21 protein-coding genes, 1 pseudogene and 1 riboswitch are annotated in these 24,057 nt (G+C 66.1%); of the genes and pseudogenes, 6 read left to right on the forward strand and 16 right to left on the reverse strand.

What is annotated here, in order from left to right:
- Positions 1-208 precede the first annotated feature (208 nt).
- The gene (locus IRT45_RS05535; RefSeq protein WP_194804800.1) at positions 209-748 is read left to right on the forward strand and encodes a DUF5994 family protein; all 540 of its coding nucleotides are present in this window, start codon (positions 209-211) and stop codon (positions 746-748) included.
- Positions 749-933: 185 nt separating this feature from the next.
- On the opposite strand, the pseudogene IRT45_RS05540 reads toward IRT45_RS05535, so the two are convergent.
- From IRT45_RS05540 to IRT45_RS05570, 7 genes and pseudogenes are all read right to left on the reverse strand, one after another.
- Positions 934-1,239, reverse strand: a pseudogene (locus IRT45_RS05540) (hypothetical protein); the annotation flags it as partial.
- A gap of 75 nt (positions 1,240-1,314) precedes the next feature.
- A complete protein-coding gene (locus tag IRT45_RS05545; protein WP_194804801.1) occupies positions 1,315-2,277 on the reverse strand; it encodes a ferritin-like domain-containing protein in 963 nt (320 codons plus the stop codon).
- A gap of 157 nt (positions 2,278-2,434) precedes the next feature.
- Entirely contained in the window at positions 2,435-3,169 is a 735-nt protein-coding gene (locus IRT45_RS05550) for an O-methyltransferase (protein WP_194804932.1), read from the reverse strand.
- 170 nt (positions 3,170-3,339) lie between these two features.
- Positions 3,340-7,290, reverse strand: coding sequence for a non-ribosomal peptide synthetase (locus IRT45_RS05555; protein ID WP_194804802.1), 3,951 nt, complete (start codon positions 7,288-7,290; stop codon positions 3,340-3,342).
- Positions 7,284-8,048 (reverse strand): amino acid hydroxylase, encoded by a 765-nt coding sequence (locus IRT45_RS05560; protein WP_194804803.1) that lies wholly within the window; start codon positions 8,046-8,048, stop codon positions 7,284-7,286. Before IRT45_RS05560 ends, IRT45_RS05555 begins: the two co-directional genes overlap by 7 nt.
- Before the next feature lie 26 nt (positions 8,049-8,074).
- Positions 8,075-8,284: a hypothetical protein gene (locus tag IRT45_RS05565; protein WP_194804804.1), complete on the reverse strand. Its 210-nt coding sequence runs from the start codon at positions 8,282-8,284 to the stop codon at positions 8,075-8,077.
- Between the two features lie 570 nt (positions 8,285-8,854).
- The gene (locus tag IRT45_RS05570; protein WP_194804944.1) at positions 8,855-9,370 is read right to left on the reverse strand and encodes a hypothetical protein; all 516 of its coding nucleotides are present in this window, start codon (positions 9,368-9,370) and stop codon (positions 8,855-8,857) included.
- On the opposite strand from IRT45_RS05570, the gene IRT45_RS05575 reads away from it, so the two are divergent.
- Together IRT45_RS05575 and IRT45_RS05580 are read left to right on the forward strand one after the other, a co-directional pair.
- Positions 9,354-9,530: a hypothetical protein gene (locus IRT45_RS05575; RefSeq protein WP_228533696.1), complete on the forward strand. Its 177-nt coding sequence runs from the start codon at positions 9,354-9,356 to the stop codon at positions 9,528-9,530. The genes IRT45_RS05570 and IRT45_RS05575 overlap by 17 nt on opposite strands.
- Before the next feature lie 459 nt (positions 9,531-9,989).
- Positions 9,990-10,487, forward strand: coding sequence for a MarR family transcriptional regulator (locus IRT45_RS05580; RefSeq protein ID WP_194804805.1), 498 nt, complete (start codon positions 9,990-9,992; stop codon positions 10,485-10,487).
- Positions 10,488-10,736: 249 nt separating this feature from the next.
- Here the strand turns inward: IRT45_RS05580 and IRT45_RS05585 are convergent, their stop codons facing one another.
- The 4 genes from IRT45_RS05585 to IRT45_RS05600 are packed head-to-tail and all read right to left on the reverse strand — an operon-like array spanning position 10,737 to position 13,675.
- Complete coding sequence (locus IRT45_RS05585; RefSeq protein ID WP_194804806.1) at positions 10,737-11,822, reverse strand: hypothetical protein; 1,086 nt, start codon at positions 11,820-11,822, stop codon at positions 10,737-10,739.
- 34 nt (positions 11,823-11,856) lie between these two features.
- Complete coding sequence (locus IRT45_RS05590) at positions 11,857-12,309, reverse strand: RDD family protein (RefSeq protein ID WP_194804807.1); 453 nt, start codon at positions 12,307-12,309, stop codon at positions 11,857-11,859.
- Positions 12,306-12,827 (reverse strand): hypothetical protein, encoded by a 522-nt coding sequence (locus IRT45_RS05595; protein ID WP_375540060.1) that lies wholly within the window; start codon positions 12,825-12,827, stop codon positions 12,306-12,308. Before IRT45_RS05595 ends, IRT45_RS05590 begins: the two co-directional genes overlap by 4 nt.
- 56 nt (positions 12,828-12,883) lie before the next feature.
- Positions 12,884-13,675: a hypothetical protein gene (locus IRT45_RS05600; protein ID WP_194804808.1), complete on the reverse strand. Its 792-nt coding sequence runs from the start codon at positions 13,673-13,675 to the stop codon at positions 12,884-12,886.
- Positions 13,676-13,888: 213 nt separating this feature from the next.
- Between IRT45_RS05600 and IRT45_RS05605 the strand changes: the two genes are divergently transcribed.
- Positions 13,889-15,034: an LLM class flavin-dependent oxidoreductase gene (locus IRT45_RS05605; RefSeq protein ID WP_194804809.1), complete on the forward strand. Its 1,146-nt coding sequence runs from the start codon at positions 13,889-13,891 to the stop codon at positions 15,032-15,034.
- Between the two features lie 242 nt (positions 15,035-15,276).
- Here IRT45_RS05605 and IRT45_RS05610 read toward each other — a convergent pair whose 3' ends face one another.
- Entirely contained in the window at positions 15,277-16,656 is a 1,380-nt protein-coding gene (locus tag IRT45_RS05610; protein WP_194804810.1) for an MFS transporter, read from the reverse strand.
- Positions 16,657-16,660: 4 nt separating this feature from the next.
- The gene (locus IRT45_RS05615) at positions 16,661-18,496 is read right to left on the reverse strand and encodes a glycoside hydrolase family 15 protein (RefSeq protein WP_194804811.1); all 1,836 of its coding nucleotides are present in this window, start codon (positions 18,494-18,496) and stop codon (positions 16,661-16,663) included.
- Between the two features lie 505 nt (positions 18,497-19,001).
- Here IRT45_RS05615 and IRT45_RS05620 point away from each other — a divergent pair.
- On the forward strand, positions 19,002-19,823 hold the full coding sequence (locus IRT45_RS05620; protein ID WP_194804812.1) for a class II glutamine amidotransferase: 822 nt from the start codon (positions 19,002-19,004) through the stop codon (positions 19,821-19,823).
- A gap of 191 nt (positions 19,824-20,014) precedes the next feature.
- On the opposite strand, the gene IRT45_RS05625 is transcribed toward IRT45_RS05620, so the two are convergent.
- The 3 genes from IRT45_RS05625 to IRT45_RS05635 form a co-directional block, all read right to left on the reverse strand.
- The gene (locus IRT45_RS05625; RefSeq protein WP_194804934.1) at positions 20,015-21,166 is read right to left on the reverse strand and encodes a glutamate--cysteine ligase; all 1,152 of its coding nucleotides are present in this window, start codon (positions 21,164-21,166) and stop codon (positions 20,015-20,017) included.
- 565 nt (positions 21,167-21,731) lie between these two features.
- Positions 21,732-22,022, reverse strand: a complete 291-nt coding sequence (locus IRT45_RS05630; protein WP_194804813.1) for a hypothetical protein — start codon at positions 22,020-22,022, stop codon at positions 21,732-21,734.
- Positions 22,023-22,287: 265 nt separating this feature from the next.
- Positions 22,288-22,428: riboswitch (cobalamin riboswitch) on the reverse strand.
- Between the two features lie 250 nt (positions 22,429-22,678).
- The gene (locus IRT45_RS05635; protein ID WP_194804814.1) at positions 22,679-23,404 is read right to left on the reverse strand and encodes a zf-HC2 domain-containing protein; all 726 of its coding nucleotides are present in this window, start codon (positions 23,402-23,404) and stop codon (positions 22,679-22,681) included.
- A 105-nt stretch (positions 23,405-23,509) separates the two neighbouring features.
- On the opposite strand from IRT45_RS05635, the gene IRT45_RS05640 reads away from it, so the two are divergent.
- Positions 23,510-24,037, forward strand: a complete 528-nt coding sequence (locus IRT45_RS05640) for a sigma-70 family RNA polymerase sigma factor (RefSeq protein ID WP_051025490.1) — start codon at positions 23,510-23,512, stop codon at positions 24,035-24,037.
- The last annotated feature ends 20 nt before the right edge of the window (positions 24,038-24,057 follow it).

Genomic DNA, 24,057 nt, shown 5'->3' on the forward strand with positions numbered 1-24,057 from the left:
CGGATACGAGTGCGCTACGACGAAATTTCGTGAGCTGCACAGGCTGTTTCGCCGGTCTTCTCGAGCATGCCGATACGAATGTATCGCAACCGATGCGGACACAGATGTGGACATGTCGTCCACCGGTGATGTCGGCCCGGCACCTGTTTCCGCAGGTCCCGAAATTGTCATTACACGGCCGATCTTCGGCCGAGTCAGGAGCGTCGGCATGACCCGACCGAACCACCATGTGCACAGCCCCGCGCGGCCCGACGTCGAGCCCGCCGCACGTGTCCAGTTCAAGGACTACGAAACGAAAACCGGATATGTCGACGGCGCCTGGTGGCCCCGTAGCCCGGATCTCGCCACCGAACTTCCCGGCCTGCTCGCGGCCGTATCGCCCGCCCTCGGCTCGATCCACCGGGTCGTGTACAACGCCGCCGAATGGAACCCGGTCGCGGGCTTCGAAGCGGTGCGTCTCGACGGGACCCGGCACGGCACAGCCCACACCGTCGAGGTGCTCGGGGCGCGCGACCGGCGTCGAGTACTGCTGATCATCCCGCCGCGCACCGATACCCATCGCGCCTGCGCTGTCATGGCTCTCGCGTGTCGCGCGAACGACGAATCGACGGTCGACGAACTCCTGGCCCAATTACCCGGCCGCACCGGGCGGGCCGCCGCCCTTCGCCGGTGGCGCAACGGCGCGACCGGCCGTGAGTCGGCAGTGGCCGGCCGCATCCATCCAACTATCGAAAGGCACCGCCTGTGAGCGAAAAACCTTTGGGACCCCAACTTTTCAGTCACCGGGACTCGGCCACCGACAGCCCGTCCGACGTCGTGGCGCGAGGGGACCTGCGACCGACTTTCTCCGCCGCGCCGGACACCTCGGCCGCGTCGCCTGACCGAACCGCCCGCCGCGCAGACGCGAAATAGCGCCGCGGCCGGCGAGAGCACTCACCGTGTCGTCGGCAGGGTGAACGCGGCGGTGCGGACGACGTCGTCGTGCATGAAATCCAGGAACAGCCGGTAGGTTCCGGGGCCGGGGACGGCGGTGTGGAAGGTGACGTCCGGGCCCGGGGCGGTGACGCCGTCACCGGGTTCGCCGTTGGGATGAACGTGCACGTAGGCCAGGTCACCCGCCCGCAGGATCACCAGATGTCCGTAGGCCGCCAGGTACGGCTGGAGGTCGGTGACCGGCTCGCCGTTCTTCCGCACGGTCAGGGTGAGCAGGCGGCCGTCGCCGGGCACCCGATCGCCGTCGGGATCGTCAGGCTGGTCCAGACGACCGCGACCGGCCGGACCCGTATCGGGCCCGGCCGGTCGAACAATTACCGGTCAGCTGAGGCCGGTCACTTCCTGGGCGATCGCGGCGAGCCGGGTCTGGGCGGCCGACACGACGCCGTGGCGCTTCTTGTGGGCTTCCTCGTAGGCGACGATCGCGCGGATGTCGGCCGGCTCGGTGAGGTCCTTCACCGCGGCGACGGCCTGGGACACGTTCAGCTCGTCGTAGTCGCCGACCGGCAACTCGCCGGGTTCGAGGACACCGGTGGTCGCGCGGATCGAATGCAGGGCGTCGGCGGCCGCGGCGGCGCCTTCGTGGCGCGTGACCTGTTCGGCGCTCTCCAACGCGGCATCCCGGGAGGCCGACAGCGTCTTGACCGCGACATCACCCGCGTGTGCGCCTCGGGCGAGCAGCTCACCGAGCGCGGGCGGGGTGGTGCGGACGGTGTCCAGCGCACGGTCCAGGCCGCGAGCCGACCAGGTGACGGGCAGGTTGAACAATTTCACCGCGGTGCCGGTCGCCGCCTGCAGCACGGTGCGGCGCAAGGCGGCCGGCCCGCCGAGGGCGTCCTCGGCCAGGACGGTGGTCAGCCATTCCACCGTGGCCGAATGCGCGGTGATCAAGCGGTCGGCCAGCGTCACGATCTCCCGCTGCCCCGCGGCGGTCGCGAGGGCCTTGATGTAGCGGGAGCGGTCGAGCAACTGGTGCTCCAGAGCCAGATCGCCGAGCAGGGCCTCGTCGAACGGCTGGGCCTGTTCGGCCATCGCCTTGATGGCGGCGACCGCGCGGCCGAGGAACGGGCCGACCACCTCGGGCACACTGCCCAGATCGCGGATGGCGGCCTCGATCGCCTCGGCGCGGGCACGGCCCTTGTCGGCGTTCTCCGACAGTTCCTTGCGGACGGCCTCGGTCCGCGCCTGCGCGATCCGGGTCTCGGCCACTTGTATCTCGGTATTGGTCAACGTCAGCAGTGCTCGTAGCTGGGCCAGCAGGGTGGACGTATCAAGAGTGCTCATGCGAATCTCGTCCTTCGGCGTATAGACAGCATCAGGTCGGGGCGCAACGTTGCACCATATGTCTGCGACTACCCGCCATTACCGACGACTAACATGTTCGGCGACGCCGCATGCGGGCACCGGGCACGCGCGGATCGGCCGAGTGGGCTGGATCCGCTCAGCCGAGGTAGGTCGACTCGAGCACGAGGTCCTTGAGAACCTTCTGGTATTCGGCGTGCGTCCGGTGCTCGCGGGTTGTCCACCGGGTGCCCTCCTGGCGACGCATGAACGCTCGATACTCCGGTGCCCCCGGATATTTCACGTTGTCCGCCACGACGACCGCACCGGGGCGCAGCCAGGCCCGGTCCAGGATCCGGTGGAGATCGGGAAGATATTCGTCCTTCTCGTGGTCGAGGAAGGCGAAATCCAATGCACCGGGGGAGAACTCGTGTTCGTCGCCCAATGTTCGGAGCGTCTTCCCGTCGTCGCCCAATGTGCCGACGATGACGACGATGCGGTCGCCGACGCCCGCGTGATCCCAGATCCGCTGGGCCACAGCGGCATTGGCCGCGTTGAACTCGATCGAGTACAGCACGGCATCGGCCGGCATGACCCGCGCCATGCGCAATGCGCTGTAGCCGCAATAGGTTCCGAGTTCGAGCAGGCGGCGCGGTTGCGCGGCGGCGACGGCCCGGTCGAGGATGCGACCCTTCTCGTCACCGATGTTGATCAGGTAGCTCTTGGTGTAGCAGAACTCGTCGATCGCCCGGATGACGTCGTCGATGTCGTTCTGTCGCGCATGCGCGCACACATAGTCGGCCAGCGCCTGTTCGCGCCCGTCACCGACCTGCCAGGTGGCGCCCATATGCCGGAGGCCGAACAGAAACCGCACATACGACCAGCGCAGGAACATCACCGGTTTGCCCACGGTCTCGTTGGCGGCAATCGCCAGGGCGATCGCGGCGACGGCGGCCAGCGCCGCGCGCGGGAGACGGAGACCGAACACCGCCGGCCGTCGCGCGGCCAGCATGATCGAGGACGCAGCCGACACCGCGGATGCCACGATCGCAGCGGAATGCTTGCTCACATGCTCTTCCCTTCGCCGTGCCGATTCAGTTCGGCCTCCAGGATCGGCCCGATGACCGCGAGCGCCTCGGGGTTGGTCATCTGCGCGTGGGTGACGTCGACCCGGTGCTCCGCGATCCGGCCGGAAACCCAGGGCCGCCACATCTCACCGGTCAGTTCGCCGGTGATGCCCTCGGTCGCTGAGAAGTACAGCAGATCGCCGTCATAGGATGCCGGCCGGTAGCTCGTCGACATGGCGACGCTGTCGACATAGCCCTGGTGCAGGCGTTCGAGCTGCTCGCGGGTCAGCCCGCGCCCGGGGCCGGGGCTGTCGGCGAGCACGTCCACCGCTTCGTCCAGCGTGAGCGGCCGCGTGTCGGGAGTGGCGGACTCGTTGCCCTGCAAGTGGGTGACCAGATCACGGACGGTGGGCGGTTCCGGCTGCGGCGCCCCCTCACCGAAGGCCACGCTGTCGAGCATGACGAGCAATCCCACGTCGTGCCCCCGGGCGCGCAGCCGGGCGGCGAGCGCGTGCGCGAGTTGGCCGCCCAGCGACCAGCCCAGCAGGTGGTACGGCCCTTCCGGTTGCACCCGCGTGAGTTCCCGCAGATACACCTCGGCGAGCTCGTCGACGCTGTTGTATCGCCGCGATTGCCCGGAGACGGCCGGCGACTGCAGCCCGTAGACGGGCCGGTCGGTGACGTAGCGCAGCAGGCCCGAATAGCACCACGCCAGCGGAACCGCGGAATGCAGGCATATCAGCGGCGTCCCGGAACCGCTGTCCCGCAACGGAAGAACCGGCTGCAACGCCGAACCGCCGACTGCCGCATCGCTGTTCCCGCCGGCTGCGGTGGCTTCGATGGCGGCGGCCAAGGTTTGCACCGTCGGGGTGAACAGCGACGAGATCGTCACCGTGGTCCCGGTCCGCTCCGACAGTTGCCGGCACAGTTCGACGCCCAGCAACGAATTGCCGCCGAGTTCGAAGAAATTGTCGTCCAAGCCGATTCGAGACTGTCCGGTCACCTCGGCGATCGTCTCCGCCACCGTGCGCTCGATCTCCGAGGCCGGCGCGCGGAACACCGGGCGCGGCTGCGTCTGCGGATCCGGCAACGCGGATCGATCGGTTTTGCCGCTGCTCGGATTGATCGGTATCTCGGGCAGCGGAACCAGCATCGCCGGAACCATGCCGGGCGGCAGGACGGTCCGCAACCGCGCCAAGACAGCGGCCCGGTCGAAATCGTCCTTCGCCTCCGAGGTCGGCACGACATAGCCGATCAGCCGATCGCCGAGTGTCTCCGACGTCCACACCCGCACCACGGCCTGATCGACCGTCGCGTCGGCGGCCAGGGCGCGTTCCACCTCGGACGGCTCGATGCGCTGTCCGCGCAGCGAGATCTGAACATCGCCTCGGCCGAGGTACTCCAGCGTGCCGTCGGGTTGCTCGCGGACCATGTCGCCGGTGCGATACATCCGGGTTCCCCACTGCCCGTACGGATTTGCCACGAAACTCTGCGCGGTGATTCCGGGCCGCCCCAGATATCCGCGCGCCAACGCGTCACCGGCGAGATACAGTTCGCCGCGGGCGCCACGGGGAGCCGGCCGCAGCCGGGCGTCCAGGACGAGAGTCTGCACGCCGGGCAGCCCGCGCCCGATCGTGATCGGCGAGCCGGGGGCGAGCGGTTCGGTCTGGGTCACCACGACGGTGGCTTCGGTGGGCCCGTAGGAGTTGAACATCGGTAACCGGCCCGCCCAGCGTTCGGCCAGTACGGGCGGACACTTGTCACCGCCGACGGTGACGGTCCGCAGCGCGGGCAGTCGATCCGGGTCGAGCGTGGCCAGGATGGCCGGCGTGACGATCAGCTGCGTGACGGCCGCGTCTTCCATCACCTGCGACAGCCGTTGTCCCGCAACGATGTCCGGTGCCAGGGCGATCAGCTTCGCGCCGGGGGCGAACGCGGAGAGATATTCGAGCATCGACGCGTCGCAGAATGGCGAATGTGCTTGCAGCACCACGGCATCGCGGCCGATGCCGTTACGGGTGCGCAGATCGTCGGCCAGGGCCGCCAGTCCTTCGTGGGTACTCAGCACCCCCTTGGGTTCGCCGGTGGATCCGGAGGTGTAGATCAGATAGGCCGGGTGCGCGGCCCGCAACGGTCGTATTCGGTCGGCGTCGGTCACCGCTGCGGCGGACCGGGAGGCGGCGGCGCGGGTGAACTCGTCGCTGTCGAGCAGCAACCAGTCGACCGTCGTGGTTTCCAGGGGTGTGCGCCATCTGGTGAGGGTGATGCCCAGCGTCGCACCGGAATCGGCGATCAGCTTCGCGACGCGGGCCGGCGGGTCGGTGGGATTGACCGGGAAGAACACCGCGCCCGCCCGGGCGACCGCCCACAACGCCATGACCGATTCCACCGACCGCGACAATGCCACCGCGACAACGACTTCCGGCCCGGCGCCGTGCGCGATCAGTTCACGCGCCCACCGGGCGGTCGTCTCGTCGAGTTCGCGATAGGTCACCGCGCGATCCGGCCCGCTCAGCGCGATCCGGGCACCGGCATCGATTCCGCCCGCGAGCAGGTCCGGCAGCAATCGCTGGTGGTGCCGCTGCTGCGGGGCGGCGATCGTGTGTGTACCGGCGACGGCCGCGAACACCGTGTCGGCGCCGTCGGCCCGCAGGAATCGGGTCAGGCAGTCGACGAACTGCTGCCGATACCCCTCCACTTCGTCTGCTCGGTACAGCTCCGGGTTGGCATGAAAGTCGATGACGAACGGCTCGGTGCCGAACCGGTAGCAACTGATCGCCAAATCCTCCACCGGCCCGGCCGAAAGCAATTGCGTCCGACCGCGAACGGCGCCGAAGTCGATGCTGTCGGGCAGGCTGAGGACGTTGATCAGCGGCCCGTAGCCGTGCCGGCCGGCCTGCCCCACGCCGTGGTCGCGGACCAGGTCTTCGTGCCGGTACAACTGATGGCGCAACGCGCCGATCATGCTCAGGCGTACCTCGCGAACCAGCTCACCGACCGTGCTCTCGGCCACGCCGCGCACCCGCAGGGGCACCACGTTCGAGACCATTCCCGCCGACTGCCGCAGGGCTCCGGTGGTGCGCCCGGCGACGGGCAGCGACACCGTGACATCGGTATCACCCGTCATCTGCGCCAGAAACGCGGCCACCGCCGCGACCAGCACCTCGGCCATCCCGGTGCCATACCGGTGGGCCGCGTCGCCGAGCCGTGCCATGACCTCCGCGTCAACGGTCGTGTGCGCGATATGCGGCCGGGCCGAGGGTGCGGCGTACCGCTCGCTGAGGCGGGTCACATGGTCGAGGCCGGCGAGCTGCCGTCCCCAGTACTCGCGATCGGCGGCGAACCGAGGCGAGGACCGATACCGCTGCTCGGCCGCCACGATCTCGGCCAGCGATACCGCCCGGCACGCCGCCGCGGGCCGCCCTCCGGTTGCGGCGGAATGCAATTCGGCCGTTCGCTGCAACACCTGAGCGGCGCCGAAGCCGTCGACGGCGATGTGGTGGCTGCGCGCGTAGCAGCGATACCGGCCGGGACCGAGGGTGAACAGCACCGTCTTCGTGACGTCGTCTCCGGTCAGATCGATGCCCGCGTGATGATCCCGGCTCATCCACTCCTGGGCGGCGCGTTCGGGATCGGGGTGATCACTGAGATCTATGCAGTCGAATCCGGTGTCCACATCGTGGTCGAGATATTGGCGCGGCCGCCCACCGACGATGGCGAATCGCACATGGGGTGACTGTAATTCGCGTGCGGCGCGGCGGGCGCACCGCTGGAGTAGTTCCAGGTCGAGATCGCCGTGCACATCGGTGTATTGCGAGATGGAGAACGGAACCGTGGGATGTAATTGCTGAGCCAGCCACAGTTCGTACTGCGCCACCGACAATTCGAAGAAGTCCGCGTCCGGAGTCGCGTCGTCGTGACGACGCGTGGAACTCGAAAGGTCTACCACCGCAATTCCTTACGGAGAAAGGTCGTTACCTCCGCCATCATCCGGCCGACCGAATCGGCGACGAAGAGGAGAGGTTGACAAATGCTGTCGTCGATATCGGCGGCGAGTATGTCCTGCACCCGGAACTCTCGCAGATCCGCGTTCACGAAGGACTCCATCTCGGTCACCGAGGACAGGATCGCGGCTCCGTATGCTCTCGGGTGACCCTTTTCGGCGACCACGCCGACCTCCAGGGTGAACCAGAACAACCGCGCGATCGCGGCCCGCTGCTCGTCGGAGGTGGCACGGTTGGCGGCGCGGCCGATGCAGCGATACAGCTCCGCGAATTCCGGATCGGCCAGTATCACCGCATGTCCGACCAGTTCGTGGATGACGTCCGGATCGGGCGAGAACGATTGCTCGGTCACCGGCCGCACGTCCGGAGTGGCGTGCAGAATGCCGTCGGCCATCGGGCCGTAGAACAGGCGGCCCGGTTGGCTTCCGATGGCCGGCGCCAACTCGAAACCGGTCAGCGAACGAAGCATGCCCGACACCTCGCTCATCTGCGGTACCCGCCCGGCGGGCAGCCGAACGAGGCGAGCCGCGGAGCGATAGTCCGCGCACGCGAGCTGTTCGTGCATGGCCTGAAGCGTCGCGAAAACGCGGGACCACAACGCGTCTTCATCTCTGCTGTAGACGAATTCGGGCAGAGGCTGCCCCGGGCGGCACGCGCGGGCGACCCGCTCACGCTCGGACCGAACGTCGAGACCAACCGTCATCGCAATCAATCCTCTCCTCGAGTTGCCTAAGTTGCGCAGGTCATCACCACTCGGAATCGATCGGCGCTGACAATAGGTGCGTTCTGTGTGCGCGAGTACCCCGGCCGATTTTCAGCAAACAAATCGGCAAAGCCGGCGAGGATAAAGTAGAAGGCGATTTCTCGCAATACATTCGGCGGAATTTCAGATGACAATTCGGTGCTGGCCGAGGGTGCTCGCGTGGGCAGGTTCGGCATCGGCCTCTCCGTTCTTCTCAGGCGAACAACGGTAATCAGTCAAGCTACTACAGGCCCGGGAGCAATCCGGGGAACCCGGCCGTGCGGGGTGGCCGTCAGCATCGGCGCCGGCAACGAGGGGGGATCCGCGAGGTCCGCATGCGCCGTCATCGTTCGGGCGGCCGGCGGTCGTGCTCGTATCGCCCGCATCGCGAGGTCGGCCTCGGCGGTGTCCCGGCGGCTCGGCAGCCGCTGTGCGATGTCGTACCGGCAACCCTGCGTCGGCGCTCTTGCCTCGCCTCGACGTCCCATTGGCATGTGGGGATTGTCGGGGCGAATGCCGCGTGCGGTAACCACCCGAACGCTGAAGATCGGTGCGCGTCGATATATTCTCAGGTCGAGGCTTGTATTCGGGGGAATTGCAGGAGCGGTCGAATCGGCGGTCCGGCCGGTACGTGGCACGGAAATGAGAAACTGTATTGAAAGAATCTTGCCGGAATTAACTTTCCAGACTGAATAATTAATTGCGGATAATGATATTTTCTTCCCGATTGGATTGCGCAATTTCGGCCATGGAAAGATGAGAAGAGGCTATATTTTAGAAACTCGGTGTTGCGGTCCGGTATTCGGTCGTAACGTTGCTCTACATTTTCTGGAGTCAGTCATGAGATCCATCTCTTCCCTGGTTCGTGCCGGCGTTCTCGCTCCGGTGGCGGTCGCGACCGTCTTTTGTCTGGCGGCACCGGCAAATGCCGCCCCGGTCAGCGTGAACTGGAACTGTAAGGGCACCATTTTCGGGATCGGCCAAACCTCGAGCATGATCACATCGGTCACCGGCACCGCGTCGGGTTCCGCGGTGGCCATCACTCTCACGCCGGGTTCGTCGTCGGTGCCCAGTTCGGCGTCCGGCTTCACCGTGAACAACATCAGCAACCTGAAGATGACGTTCCCGACTCCCGCGAATTCGACATTGGTCTCCGCTACCGCCTCCGGGGGTACCGTGGCCGGCACCGTCGCCACCTCGGGCGGGAATGTCGTTCTGACCGTGCCGGGTCCGATCGCCGGCGGCACCAGCTTCACGCCGCCGGCGGTGACCATCAATGTCACCGCTGGAACCCCCGGAACGCCGATCACCAGCAAGTACGCGGGGACCAGTTACACCAGTCCGGGTATGACCATGACGACCAACGTCGCTTTGGTCGGCAATGTCGCGACCTCGTGTTACCCGAACCCGTCGCCGACCCTCACGACCACCGCCGTCAGCTGATTTCGCGGGCAGCCGCCACGGCGTGACGGCCGGTGTCCGCACCGGCGGCCGGTGGTGAACATGCCCGGGCCGGGTTGTGTCAGCAGCCCGGTCCGGTCTCACCAGGGCCGGACGGGCGGCCGCGGTTCCTCATAGTGATTGCCCCGCTTCACGTTTGGTGCTGGGGCAGCCACTCGCACCGAATTCTGTGATGCACCGTATCGCATGGGTCGGTGTGTCGTACAGTGCATGTCCGACACAGCCACGGTCGCTTCGGCGACCGGAGCTGTGCCAGCTTTCGTGATGTTCGGCGGCCGCGGTTCGGGTTGCCGGCCAAATCGATTGACAGGAGCACATATGCCCACTTCACGCGACCGGCGGCGATCCCTACCGTACGCAGGGGAAATGATGGTCCACACACCCTGATCGGCGACTTCTCTTGAGCGGTGCCATGTTTCACAGTGATCGAGGGGAAAGCTCGTGTGCCCGAGACCAATCGAACCCGCCCGGATCTCGGCCGAACTCAAAAGCGCCCTGGGGTTCTACCACGGAACCGTCGAGGATCTGACCCGCGAATTGATCCGGGTACTGGGCGTGAACGAGACCGACCGGCGGGCACTGGAGATCGTCCTGGCCGACGACGAGAAGTCCACGACGCCGGGAATGCTGGCCGAACGGCTCGGCATCACCGCGGCCGGCGTCACGATCATGCTGAACCGGCTCGAGAAGCAGGGCTATATCGCCCGTTCGCTGCATCCGACCGATCGTCGTCGCGTGATCGTGATGGCGACCGACCTCGCGGCCCATCGCATACAGCAACTCGTCGTACCCATGATCGTCGAGAGTTACAAGATGTTGCTGAGCTGGTACGACTCCGCCGAACTCGAGATAATCGCCGACTTTCTCACCCGCGCCGGTGAATTGCAACGAATCCATCGGCAACGGCTGCGCGACGTGGATCCCTACTCCAGGGCCTGAAACGTCGACCACGAAGCCTCGTCCACAGAAATTCGAGGCGCTGCCGGATTCGGCGCCCAGACCTTGCCGTGAAGTCCGGTCACGCAATATGCGGGCGATGCTCTTCTCGGCAGAACATTGACGTATGGATGGCCCCGTTCGAGTTGTTCGGCGAGGCGACACCGTAATGCTCCCGCTTCGGTGTTCGCGGAACCGCCACAATTCGATATCCGATTCTCGGGCGTGTTTTCGGTGGTGCAGACGGTGTGATCACCGTTTCCCGGCAGCCGGCGCATCCGAAGGAAGAAAGCGAAGTGGGATGGGAACCGTCGACAACAGCGACAACCGAGCGGGTGCGCCGCGGGCTCGAATTCCGCGGTGGTCCGGGCGGCCGACCACCGAGCCTCCGGCCGATCGGCTCCGGCGGCAGCTCTCGCGCGCGGGTGTGGTCGTCGCGTTGGTGACCACGGCAATCGGGATAACGCTCGTGGTACGAGCGGATTCGAGTCCGCCGGTGCGTGTGAACGATTCTCGGGCGTACTCGGGCGAACCCACCGCACAGACCTTCGACGGCGCCGCCTCGCGAAGCGAGATCGCCGCTGCGAACGCGAGTACGGCCTTCGACGCCGCGAGCGAGCTCCCCGGACCGGTCGACGCCTCGGGCGATACCGACGCGGCTGCCGATCCCGGAACCGCCCCACCGGCTACCGATCCCGCCGACCCGGGTTCCGGCCCGGCCACCGGGACGGAATCCACGCCGCCCACGGCGCCGGATCCCTCGGCTCCCACCTCCACGGCCGAGCAGGGCGGAGCGAGTTTCTCTGCTACGGCGAGTCTTTCGATCCAGATCATGCCCGGCGTGCCGGACTCGGACCTTGTCGTCCCACCCCCGATGTCCACGCAGGCGGAGACGTCGACGGTCACGGTGACGGCCGACCCGCCTACGACGACCGCGATGGTGCCGACAACGACATCGCCCACCACCACAGCGGCGATTACGACACTGCCGACTACGACATTGCCGACTACGACGCCAGCACGGGCCCACACCGCGACGACGGCACCTACCGGTACTCCGACCAAGCCCACGACGGTGTTCCCACGCACCACGACGGCCACGATTGCGGCAAGTGCGACGCCATCCCCGTCACCAGAAGTCGTGACGACATCCGGGTCACCGAGAACCCCGGCGACCCGATCTACGACGACGGCGGCGCCGAAGACGACCGCGCCTCCGCCACACCCGAAGTCGGCGCGTCCGACGGATCCGGCGACAGCACGCCCACCGGCCACATCGCCGAAAGACGCAGGGGGATAGGTAGTTACACGATCGAGGGGCGCGGTGCACTCGGGCATCTGGGATCGTCGACGGATCATCCACGGCCCGCGCCTACGTAGCCGGATGGGATTCCGGCTGCCAGTCGTAGACGACTGTGGTGCGCAGGACGATGTCTTGAATCGAATGCCGGCGCGAATCGACCACCACCCAGAACAATCCGACAGCGAACATCACGCAGAACACCGCCCGCAGCAAGGCCCGCGGCCATCCCACGAGTTCGCCGTCGCGGCTCACCACCCGCAGTCCCATCATCACGGCGCCGACGGTGCGACCGCTCACGGCCCAGCATCCGGTGAGGTACAGCACCGACACCACGATGAATATGCTCGTCGACATGACCGCGCCGGTGTCCGGCCACGCGAAGTCCTGCGGTGAGAACAGCAGTCGAGCGAACGCCAGACACAGGTAGAGCCCGGCCATGATGGCCAGGACGACGGCGATATCGATTCCCGATGCGATCGACCGCGTCACGATTCCGGCGGGGCGATGAGCAGGGGCGCTCACTCCGTGCCCGATTCGGACGGTGCTCGCCGGAGCAATTTCCCGACGAACCCCGCGACCGCGTCGTCGGCATGCATCCCCTGGCTTCGGATACCGAGAACCGCCTCCGTAGACATCGAGTCGGTGGATTCCCGGATGATCCGGGGGAGATCGACGCCGTCGATCACGGTGTCGGCCAGCCCGACCAGGTCGACCCGTCCGATGATCTTGTCGACATCGATCCGTTCGGCCACCGCGTCGAGATCCACGTTGTCGACGACGATCGCCGTGAGGTCGACCGCGCCGAGCGCGGTCCGCACGATCCGGCCGATCACCGCCTGCAGCACCCGCTCGGTGAGATCATCGACGGCTTCCAGCGTCTCCGCACCCCGCTGTCCGAGTTCCGCGAGCACCGGCTCGACGCCCGGCACATGCCGGCCGACGTCGAATCCGAACCCCAGCACGCGCCCGGCAGCTCCGCCGACCTTCGCGGCGGCGCCGACCACCAGATTCACCGGCCTCGACATCGTGGTGCCGTCCACATCACCATCAAACTCGCTCGGCGCCGGGTGGGTATGCCTTTCGAGTTATTCAATTTTCAGACATCGTCCGAGGTCGGTCGGGGATACGGTCGCGCTGCCAGATCCGGCGGGACGTCGACAGTGTGTCGCTGCCCAGCTCCGGTGGAGTCGCCCAGATTCGGCGAATCCGTTCGGGGGTGTCGAATCGCGGCCATCCGGGGTCGCCGGTCGTGGCGAAGCCGATGAAGGCGTTGCGCATCGCCGCCGCGAGGTCGGCGAAATCCGGTGGAATCTCCGGCCCGATGAGCTGCGCGGCGAGCGGGCCGTGGGGGGGTATCGAAGGTGAAGGAAACGTCGAGGCCGTGGCAGGCCCGAAATGCGCCGTCGCGTGCCGGGCTCGGCCACGCGAACTCGTACAGGTAGGTGTCGTTTCCCGCCTCGGCGCACCACAGCGTGGGTATCCGGAATAGGGCGTCGGAGAGGATCAGAGCGTGCGGCTCCTCGTCGCTGATGCCCGGATTCCCCGTGCGGTAGGTCCGGACCGCGTTCGCGTCGAGCCCGCAGGCACGGGCGGTCTCGACGGGGTCGGAGCCGGACAGGTCGACATCCGCGGTGAACATCCGAGCCTCGTCCGTGGTGAATCCGCATACGAGTTCCCGGTTCGTTCCGGACGCTCGGTGGTCGAACCAGGGCGGCGCCTCGAACAATTCGCCGTCGACGATCATCGAGTACGGCGCGTTCGGATGGGTCCACCGGCCCGGCTCTGCCGCCATGGCAGCCACCGGCGCCATCTGTACCGCATGTATCGCTTCGGGCGCCAGCGCTGCACTAAAAAGGAGGTGCGATGCCGAAGATCGTCGATCGGACACGACGGTTTCAGTGATCTTGTCGCTTCAATTTCTGGTCGAAGTCCGCAACTCGAAGAGTCTGATGTGGACCGGCCTGCATACTGGACCTTGTCCCCGACGCCGACGTTGTGTTTACGGCTACTGGCGCATGCGGCGACCAAGACTTTCTTGTCCGACTGCTCGCAACAGCCCGCACATTCCGCTTTATCGACCACTCGACGAGAGGTTCGACGGATGTCAGGTTTCCGTGTAGGTGTCATGGATACGCTCGTTGCCGCTCGTCCGACAATTGACATGCTTACCCGAGGCAGCTATCTCGGTGCTCTTGCTGGTTCTGCCGACTCGTTCTGGGTCCCTGATCACGTCAACGGACTGCTCCCGCGATCGCTGTGGCAGCCGCAGTACTGCGGTGCGACACAGCTCATTCCCACCAGCGACGCGTTTCTGGAACCGTGGACCATGCTCGGGCACATCGCCGCCCAGAACCGAATCGGCCGCCTGCGCTTGGGTGTGGGGGTGACTGACACCGGACGACGGCATCCCGTTGCCACCGCGCAGGCCGCCGCGACACTGCACTTGTTGACCCGCGGCCGCGCGATACTCGGCATTGGTCCGGGCGAACGCGAGGGTAACGAGCCCTACGGAGTGGACTGGTCCAAGCCGGTCGCACGCTTTGAGGAGGGTGTCGCGACAATACGGGCACTCTGGGATTCCGGCGGGGAGTTGGTCGATCGAGACTCTCCGTTCTTCCCTCTACACAAGGCGTTGTTCGACCTGCCCCCATATCGAGGGAAATGGCCGGAGATCTGGATCGCCGCCCACGGTCCTCGAATGCTGCGGACGGCCGGGCGCTACGCCGACGGATGGTTCCCCGCCTTCCCGCAGCAGCCGCAGGATTACGCCCGACGTCTCGAGGTCATTCGATCGGCGGCCTCCGACGCCGGGCGCGACCCGATGTCCATCACTCCCGCGGTGTGGTTCTCGGTCGTCACGGGCAGCAATCGCGACGACGTCGATGCCGCACTGGATTCCACGCCCGCCAAGGCGTTGGGACTTACGGCCTCCGCCGAAGTTTTCAACCGCCACGGTGTCGAGCATCCTCTTGGGGTGAATTTCGCCGGCGCTCAAGACCACCTGCCATACGCCCTGGACGAGCAGGCAGCGTTGGCCTGCGCCAGCCAAGTCCCGCCGTCACTGATGCGGGAAATAGTGCTGAATGGGACCCCGGACGAGATAATCGAGCAGGCGGCGCGGTGGCGCGACTGTGGCGTGCGCTACATCGTCGTGGCGAACGTCAGCATCCTTCAGCCGAGCATGCGCAAAGGCTTGATGGCGACCCTGCCCTTCCTCAAGGTCGTCCGGGCGCTCAGGAAACTCTGACTGGGCGCCTTCTCCGCCGATACGACGCATTCGCCGAAGGGAGGCAACGACTTTCCGGACGCTGGCAGGGCATCGCAGGCGCACTGTGGCGCAGGTTCTTGCCGCGACGTGCAGAAGGTGTCAGGGAAACTCGAATACGGGCGAATCTCGCCGCTATCGGCGGCTCGATGAAACGTCCCTGATCAATGCCACTATTCGAACTGACCTTGATCGCACAGTTGTCCGGTCCCACTCTTCGGCGGCTACGGTCTTTCGACGCTGGTGGCGTGGGGCAGTGCTGCGGCTGCGAAGAGTCCGATGACGGCGGCTGCGGCGAGGGTGAGCATCGCGGTGGCGTAGGCGTGGCTGCTGAGTCCGGCAACGAGGATGGTGCCGGAGATGGCGGTGCCGAGCGAGGAGCCCAGGTTGGAGACGCAGCGTGAGAGTCCGGAGATTTCGCCTTGTTGTTGGTCGGTGAACGCGGATTGGACGATGTTGACCGAGGGGGTGAGCATCGAGCCGAGTCCGAGTCCGATGAGCAGCAGTCCGGGCGCGAATGCCCAGGGGTTGAGGCTGTGCCCGGCCAGGGCGATGAGAATGACGATGCCGATGGCGACGACGACGAATCCGGTCATGACGAGGGTTCGCTGGGCGAAGTGCCGGGCGAGCCGGGCCGCTGACAGCGAGGAGATGAGCAGTCCTGCGGTGGCGGCGGTGAAGATGATGCCGGTGCGGATGGGGTCGTAGCCGCGGACGACTTGCAGGTAGGCCGAGACGACGAACGACGTTCCCATCAGGATCGACCATTGCAGCAGTTGAGTGGCGAGCCCGAAATTCGAGGCGCGGCTGTGGAACAGGCTGGTCGAGACCAGGGGATCGCCGCCTGCTCGTTCGGTGGCACGCACGTGGAGGAAGAATCCGGCCAGGACCAGGATCGCAAGCGCGATCAGGATTGCGCTCCATCGTAAGTCGTTGTCGGCGGCGAGGATTCCGAGTACCAGGAGGACGAGCCCGGCTGCGGAGAGGATGGTGCCGGTGATGTCGAGGGTTCTGGTGGGGTCGGCGGGGAGGGGGTCGTGCACGCGTCGCGTCGATACCAGGATGGCGGCCACGACCAGCGCTTGGAAGGCGAATGCGGCGCGCCAGCCGAGGCTCGAGGCGATCAGCCCGCCGAGTAGCGGACCGGCGGCGGCGCCGATTCCGCCCATCGCCATCACGACACCGAAAGCTTTTGCGCGCGTGGTGGTGTCGGTGAACAGCAGGGTGGTGAGGATGTAGACCGGCGGGATCAGCAGCGCGGTGCCCACCCCTTCCAGCAGGGAGTTGCCCAGGGCCAGCACGCCCAGGCCCGGTGCGAGTGCGCTGAGTATCGCGCCGATGCCGTAGATCGAAAGTCCTATGGTGAAGCAGCGTTTGCGGCCGTAGCGGTCGGTGAGTTTGCCGCCGGGGATCATGAAGGCGGCCATGATCAGCAGGAACAGGGTGATCACCAGTTGCACCCCGGACACGTCGGCGTTCAGGTCGTGACTGATGTCGGTGATCATCACCGCCATGTTGGTGCCGGCGAAGCTGCAGATGAACTGTGCGAGCGCCAAGGGTGCCAGCACGCCGCGGGGCCGGGCCGGGGCATCGTGGTCGCTCATCGGCTCACGGCTTTCCGGCACCGGCTTCGAGTCGGTCGAGTTCGTCGTCGAGTGCTATGGCGGCGGCAACCAACGCCAGGTGGGTGAAGGCTTGCGGGAAGTTACCCAGTTGCTCACCGGAGGGCCCGATCTCCTCGGCGAACAGCCCGACGTGGTTGGCGTAGGTGAGCATTTTGTCGAATGCGTAGCGAGCGTGGTGAACGCGTCCGGCGCGGGCCAGCGCTTCGACCCAGAGGAAGCTGCAGAGGTTGAATGTGCCCTCGGAGCCGCGCAGCCCGTCCGGCGAGGCGGCGGGGTCGTATCGGTAGACGAGGCTGTCGTCGACCAGCTCGTCCTCCATCGCGTCCAATGTGCTGAGCCAGTCCGGGTCGTGGGGGGACAGGAATCCCATACGCGGCATCAGTAGCAGCGATGCGTCCAGCACGTGAGACCCGAAGTGTTGGACGTAGGCGCGGCGCTCTTCGTTCCAGCCACGCTCGAGAATCTGGTCGAACACGGCGTCGCGCGCGTGAGTCCAGCGCTGCAGATCCGCCGGGCGCGCATGCTCGGTCGCGAGGCGGATGCCTCGGTCGAATGCGACCCAGGTCATCAGCCGGCTGTAGGTGAAGTCTTTTCGGCCGCCGCGGGTTTCCCATATGCCTTCGTCCGGGCGATCCCAGTGGTCGGTCAGCCAGTCCAGAAGTTCGGCGAAGACCCGCCACCCGGATACGCTGCCGACATCGGAGGTCTGGGCGAGCGCATCGGCGACCTCGCCGTAGATGTCGAGCTGCAGTTGGTCGGCTGCGGCGTTGCCGACGCGCACCGGCGATGATTTGCGGTATCCCTCCCAGTGCTCGAGGATCTCCTCGTCGAGGCGCGGGTCGCCGTCGATGCGGTACATGATCTGCAGTGGTTCACCGGAGGGGGTGCTTCCGGGCAGTCGCTCCCGAAGCCAGCGGCGGAAGGCGTAGGCCTCGGCGGTGAATCCGAGATCGATCAGCGCCCGGACCGAGAGGGAGCCGTCGCGCAGCCACGTGTAGCGGTAATCCCAGTTCCGTTCGCCGCCGAGTTGTTCGGGCAGCCCGAGGGTGAGGGCGGCGATCGGTGCTCCGGTCGGTGCGTAGGTCAGCAGTTTGAGTGTGATCGCGGAACGGTTGACCATGTCGCGCCACCGTCCGCGATAGGTGGAATTGCGCAGCCATGCCTGCCACCATTCCCGGCAGTGCGCGAATTCGGCGGCCACTTCGCCGCGTTGCGGAGGTGTCGGGAACTCCCCACCCGCACCGGTGGTGGTCAGCACGAGGAACGCCGTCTGATCTTCCTCGAGGGTGAAGCTGCCGGTCGCGTCCGTGTCCTCGACACGCAGCACTATCGGGTCGGATGCTTGCAGATGCAGCGTGGTCTGGGGGCTTTCGAACATGACCCATTCGGGATCGTGTGCCACGGTGCGGTGTTCGGCGCGGCCGTAGTCGAAGCGTGGCCGGCAGGACACGGTGAAGGGCATCCGGCCTCGCAGCACCCGCACGATCCGGATGAGCCGATGCCGATCCGTCGGTGTGTCGGTGTCGATCGGCGGCATGAAATCGGCGACCTCACCGACTCCTGCGGGAGCCATGAACCGGGTGACGAGCACGGCGGTGTCCGGCATGTATAACTGGCGGACGGTAACCTCGTGCTCTGGCAAATCCGCCGCGACACGACAGTAGCCGCCTCGCTCGTGGTCCAGTAGGGCGCCGAAGAGGCTGGGTGAATCGAATCGCGGTGTGCACCACCAATTCACCGTGCCCGCCGACGACACCAGCGCCGCGGTCTGCAGATCGCCGACTATTCCGTGTTCGGCGATCGGAGGATACGCATCCATCGGGCCCTCCCGGAGGTGGCGGAAACCAGGTGAAACGATTCGGCCGGATCGTCGGGGCCGGTCGACATGAGGCGTATTCGTTTCTCATTGTGCGCCGCGAACAGGCGACCGCCGGGAGTTATGGCGAAATTACAGCAAACGATGCGAACTGGTGTCCTCCCTGAAGTACCCAGGGCGTCGACCGCGCCGCGGGCCGTGAACGCCGACTCGGGTGGGCTCCGCCGACTAGTCACATGTGAGGCTGTCAGGCCAGTACGCCGGCGAATGTATCCGCGCGAGCGCTGGCGCCGAATCATCCTTTCCACGCTGGACGCCCTCGAAGCCGCGAACTGACCGCCCCAGGTTCCCGAGCCGCGGAGAGCGGGAAAAGGGGGGAGTGGTAGCGCACGATTTGCGGCCAATGGCTCGAGAAATTTCCATTCCACATGGGATGTGACGTTTTTCGGCGCTGGAGGGCTATCGCAGATGGTGTCGACTCTGTTTGAATCAATCTATGTGCCGGTGGATGGCGTACTGGGGTGAGCCGATCCTCGTCGAGGATTTGTTGTTCCGCCCTGAACATTCTCTGATCGATCAGAGCTTGCACTCTCGTCTGGGAGAGACGACCACTAATGGTGACGGTTTCGGTATCGGCTGGTACGGCGAGGGTGCCGAACCTGCGGTGTACAAGGGGATCGAGCCGGCCTGGAACGACAGCAATTTGCGGGAGATCGCCGGTCAGGTGCGCACGTCGAGGTTGCTCGCCCATGTGCGAGCTTCGACCGGGACCGCGGTCCAGCGCAGCAATTGCCATCCGTTCCGGCACGATCGATGGTTGTGGGTGCACAACGGCGCGCTGCGCGGTTTCTCTGAAATCAGGCGCGACTTGTTGATGGCGGTGGATCCGACGCTGTTCTCCGACATGGAGGGCTCAACGGACACAGAAGCTTTGTTCTACCTCGCCCTGACCTTCGGTCTCGTCGATGATCCACTCGGTGCCGTGGCTCGCGCGGTCGGTTTCGTCGAGGACGTCGGGCACGCGAACGGAGTTGAGCATCCGGTTCAAATGACAGTCGCGACGACCAACGGTGAAAGTCTGTGGGTTTTTCGTTATTCCAGCGAGCGCCGATCGCGGTCCCTGTTCTTCTCCACCCGGCTCTCGGCGTTGCGGGCATTGCACCCCGAAGTCGAGGTTTTGCGCGAACTGGGCGGTGAGACTCGCTTCGTGGTGTCGGAGCCGCTGCGCGATCTCGAGGGGGCGTGGAACGAAGTGCCGGAATCCTCGGCTGCGGTAGTGGGATCCGGCGCCGACGCGATCTGGCCCTTCGCGCCGATCTCACCTGTCTGAGGTCGGCACAAGCGCCGATGAGCGTCTGCGGCGCCGTTGCCGTTTCGCGTGGCGCCTCGCCGCAACTACCGGCATGAGTGATGGACTGAGCAGTTGTGCGCGGATCGCTGGCGTTGCGTTTGTGCGGGGGGTCAATGACCTCCCGGTGCGGTACGGAGGGGTAATGCCGGCCGTGGTGTGCATCCCGGCCGTCAGGCCGGCTGACGGTCCTCGGTGGCGGCGCACCCTTCGGTGGTCAATCGTGACATCTGTTTCAAGACCTGAGTGGGGCCTCCGATGCGCAATGCTTCTCGTTGTCGAACTGCGCCGTTGCCGTCACGCAGAATTGCCGCCAACGTGCCGCGCGTGAATTCGTAGTCGCCGGACTGTTCGAGAGCGGGGCGGATATGCGAGAGCAGGTGTGCAATGGAGGCCTGCTTGGGAACGGAATGCGTTGTTGCAGCGTGGAATTGAGCGCAGGACAGGCCGTCGCGGGCCGCGCGCCGGCATGCCGCCCGGAGGTGTGCCAGTCCGACAGGGTCCGATGGCCGCCCGCTGTCTACTGCCGCGACGGAGGTGATGACCAGTGCGCGGACGAGGCTCGCGAAGAGTGCCGTTTCCTCTACCGTGGCCGGAACGTCGCTGATGCGGATTTCGATCGTGGGCAGATGCGAGGACAAGCGCACATCCCAATAGACCATCGCTGTGTCGAGGATGCGCCCGTCCTCGGCAAGCTTGGTCACCGCGTCGTCGTATTCGGCGGCGGATCGCAGGTACGGGGGAGGCCCGGCGCTGGGCCATCGTGCCCACAGCAGGTGGCGCCAGCTGGCGTATCCGGTATCGGCACCACCTGTGATCGGGGAATTCGCCGTCAGCGCCAACAGCGCCGGCAGCCATGGTCGAAGGTGGTTGCTGACCTGCACCGCGACGTCGCGGTCGGGCACGCAGACATGGACGTGGCAACCGCAGATCACTTGCTCGGCGAGTTCGCCGAAATGTGCGGCCATGAGCCGGTATCTGGGGGTGTCGGTTATGCACCGGGTCGGCGGTCCCCAGATCGGCACACCGACCGCGAGTGCCAGCGCACCTGCGCGTGCCGCTGCCTGCGTGACCGAGAGTCGAGCCCGTCGAAGTTCGCGGTGCAACTCCGGAATGCTTGCGCACACCGGCGTGCAGGTCTCGACCTGGCACTGAGATAGTTCCAGTTGCAGTTCGGCATCCGGGGAGCGTGCCGCGACGATGGTATTGGTCGGCGAGGGCAGGCCGGTGGCCGGATCGACAAGAACGAATTCCTCCTCCACGCCGACGGTGAATGGGTGAATATTATTGCCGTGCAATGGTTCACGTGGCTCACTCGACACCATGGACGTCACGGCCACCTCCCGGGTTGTTTGTGTCGAGGCATGCGCGCTCGCCGAATTCGCCGCATTGTTTATTGCTGACAGCTCGGACGGCGTTGGTGGAACGATCTGTCCCTGATTCTCCGAGTGCGGTCTGTACTGCTACGAAGTTCGGTTGAATTGAGTCTTGAAGCTTTTTCTCCGATTCGTCGACCAGCGTCATAGCCACGCTGGCGGAAGTTTTGTTTCCTGCTCCAGAATGTGAGTTACATGAAGTTTACCGGAAAATTGCCCACTAAACATGGCGTTGGTGAAGGTCTTGTGCCTTCCTCTTCGAACCCGACTGCATCCTGACTGACGGCGGAAGGGCTGTCCGGCGCGCGGCGGTGTCGCCAGCGGTGCGGGTGCGATGCGTCGGGAAGCTCCGCCGCGCTCGAGTGTGCGTTGCCGTCCTGATGCGCGGCGGTGGAGTCGCCCGGGACGAGGGTGGCTTTTACACGCGACCCGCCAGCGGCCTTGCTCGAGCAGGCGTGACGTCGTTGCGATTCGATCTGCGTGGGGCACGGCGATAGCGAAGGACGGTACGAGGTCATACGCGCGTGACCGGCGAGGCCAGTGCGCTGGTTGTGGCCGGGGGCGGTACTTGACCGGTCCCGGCCGCGGCGCCGAGGGCGGCGCCTGCGGCGGCACCGGCCAGACAACCGCCGGGTGCGCCGGCGAAGAAGATCGGCGGCATCAACGCCGCGCCGACCACGGCGCCGGCGACGCATCCGATGCCGAGCCCCGCGGCGGTACCGACCAGGACTCCGACTCCGGTCGCTAGACCGATCTGGTTGGCGGCGACGCCGATCGCATCGTTGAAGTCGCTCTGCGCGTCCACCGGCGTGAGGTCAGGAGTCGCCGACGCCACGGCGTCGGCGGGGTTGCGGCTGGGGGGGCCGTGGCGGCGCAGGTGTAGTCGGTCGCATTGCCGAACGGGCGCGGCATCGGCGGGGCGAATCCGAATCCACGACCGCCTACGAGATCACTTGCGGGGCCACACAACGGAGTCCGTGCCGGTCAACCGGCTCGGCCACGAGCCGGGCGAAGCTGTCGGGTCGACAAGCCGCCGAGCGCACCGACGAGCAGCTCGAAAGTTTATTCGCTTTCCGCGGTGTGGCTTTCGTTCCTCTGACTCGTCATCTTCACGAACCGCAAGATACTGACAGTGGCGCGACCGTCCTGGGTTTTCACCAGGTTCCTCGAATCGTCGCGTCGGTAACCATACGAAATGTCGCAGGCCTCGCTCGATGAACACCAATTCCGATAATCGCATAAATGGGATTAATTGGACATGCGGTGAGATGGTGCATGTCTGGTGAACTGCGGCTGCCGTGTGTCGAGGCGGTGAACCTTTTCGCAAGGCGCGATGGCTCGGGGGTCCGGGACGTCGAATTGAGCATCCGCTGAAGCATTTCCGGCTTCACCAAGGTCAGCGTGTGCGAGATCGACAGGCGATAACCGCGAGCGGTGTGTTGCGCCGCGGCGGAACCGACGTCAGGCCACGTTGTGGCGCCCGGTGGGGCGTTGTTGTCCGAACTCGCGCCGCAGGAGTGTCCCGGCTGCCTCGTCGACGAAGTCGGCATGCGTGTCGTGTCGGCCCGGGGCGGTCGCGCGTCGTTTCGGTTCGTCGTTGTCGTCGTCGGTGCGCCGCACCAGATACAGCAGTGCGACGCCGACGACGACCGGGACGTGGGTCAGCAGCCGGGTGGCGTCGACATCGCCTCGGATGACGTCGAAGACCGACGCGGTGGCCAGGGCGCCGACGAACACCGTGAGCATCGGCAGCTGCGCGGCGGCCGTTCGGGTGTGCAGTGTCGCCCACAGCAGCCCGATGCCGACGGCGAGGTTCCACGCGGCGCTCTCGTGGCTCATGTGGCCCATCATGAACGGCATGGCCTCATGGCCCATGCCGGTGTCCACGCCGAACAGTTGGGTCAGGGCGAGAGCGGTCTGGACGACGGCGACCACGCCGAGAGCAACTCGGAGCAGCGAGTACGCGGTGCGCGGCGCCGGCAGTTCGGCGAGAATCGCGTCGGTGAGGTCGGGGATCGCGGGCGCGGGGGCGAGCAGCATGGTGCGCCGCAGGCCCTCCGCGCGCGCATGCCAGGCCCGACAGGATGAACAGGTCGCCAGGTGCTGGTCGACCGCGGCGGCAGGCACCGGTTCCTGTTCGCCGTCGATACGCGCGGACAGCGCTTCGCGAGCCGTATCGCAATTCATGTCTCCATAGTCGTCCATCGAACAGCCGGAGTTCCCACGACCGTCTGTAGTACTGTGCTCGATGTGCGTGGCGTCGACGATGGAGATGACCTCACCGCACTCGCAATGGCCGCGGGGCGTGGTGACCGACGGGCCTTCGAGATCTGGGTTCGCGCTTTGCAGGCCGATGTCTGGCGGTTTCATGCCTATCGCGCGGGCGCATCGGCGGCTGATGATCTGACTCAGGAAACCTTCGTACGGGCGTATCGGAGCTTGCCTCGTTTCGCGGGGCGATCGACCTCGCGCGCATGGCTGTTGTCGATCGCGCGCCGGGTGGTGGTCGACTCGATTCGCGCCGCCCAGGCGCGTCCTCGGGTGCGTGACACCGACGATTGGGAAGCGGTCGCCGAGCAGCAGGGCACACCGCGCAGTCGTGGGCGTGGTTTCGAGGATCTGGTCGAGGCGCGGATGCTGCTCGACCAACTCGAGCCCGAACGTCGAGAGGCGTTGGTGCTGACGCAGATTCTCGGCCTGTCCTATCAGGATGCGGCCGATGCCTGTGAGGTGCCGGTCGGCACGATCCGGTCCCGGGTGGCGCGGGCGCGTGAGGACTTGTTGGCGGCCGCGTCGGAGACGACCGACGGCGTCGGCTGAGAATTTCACTGCGCCAGGAA

Source organism: Nocardia sp. BSTN01 (assembly GCF_015354405.1).
Classification (GTDB): domain Bacteria; phylum Actinomycetota; class Actinomycetes; order Mycobacteriales; family Mycobacteriaceae; genus Nocardia.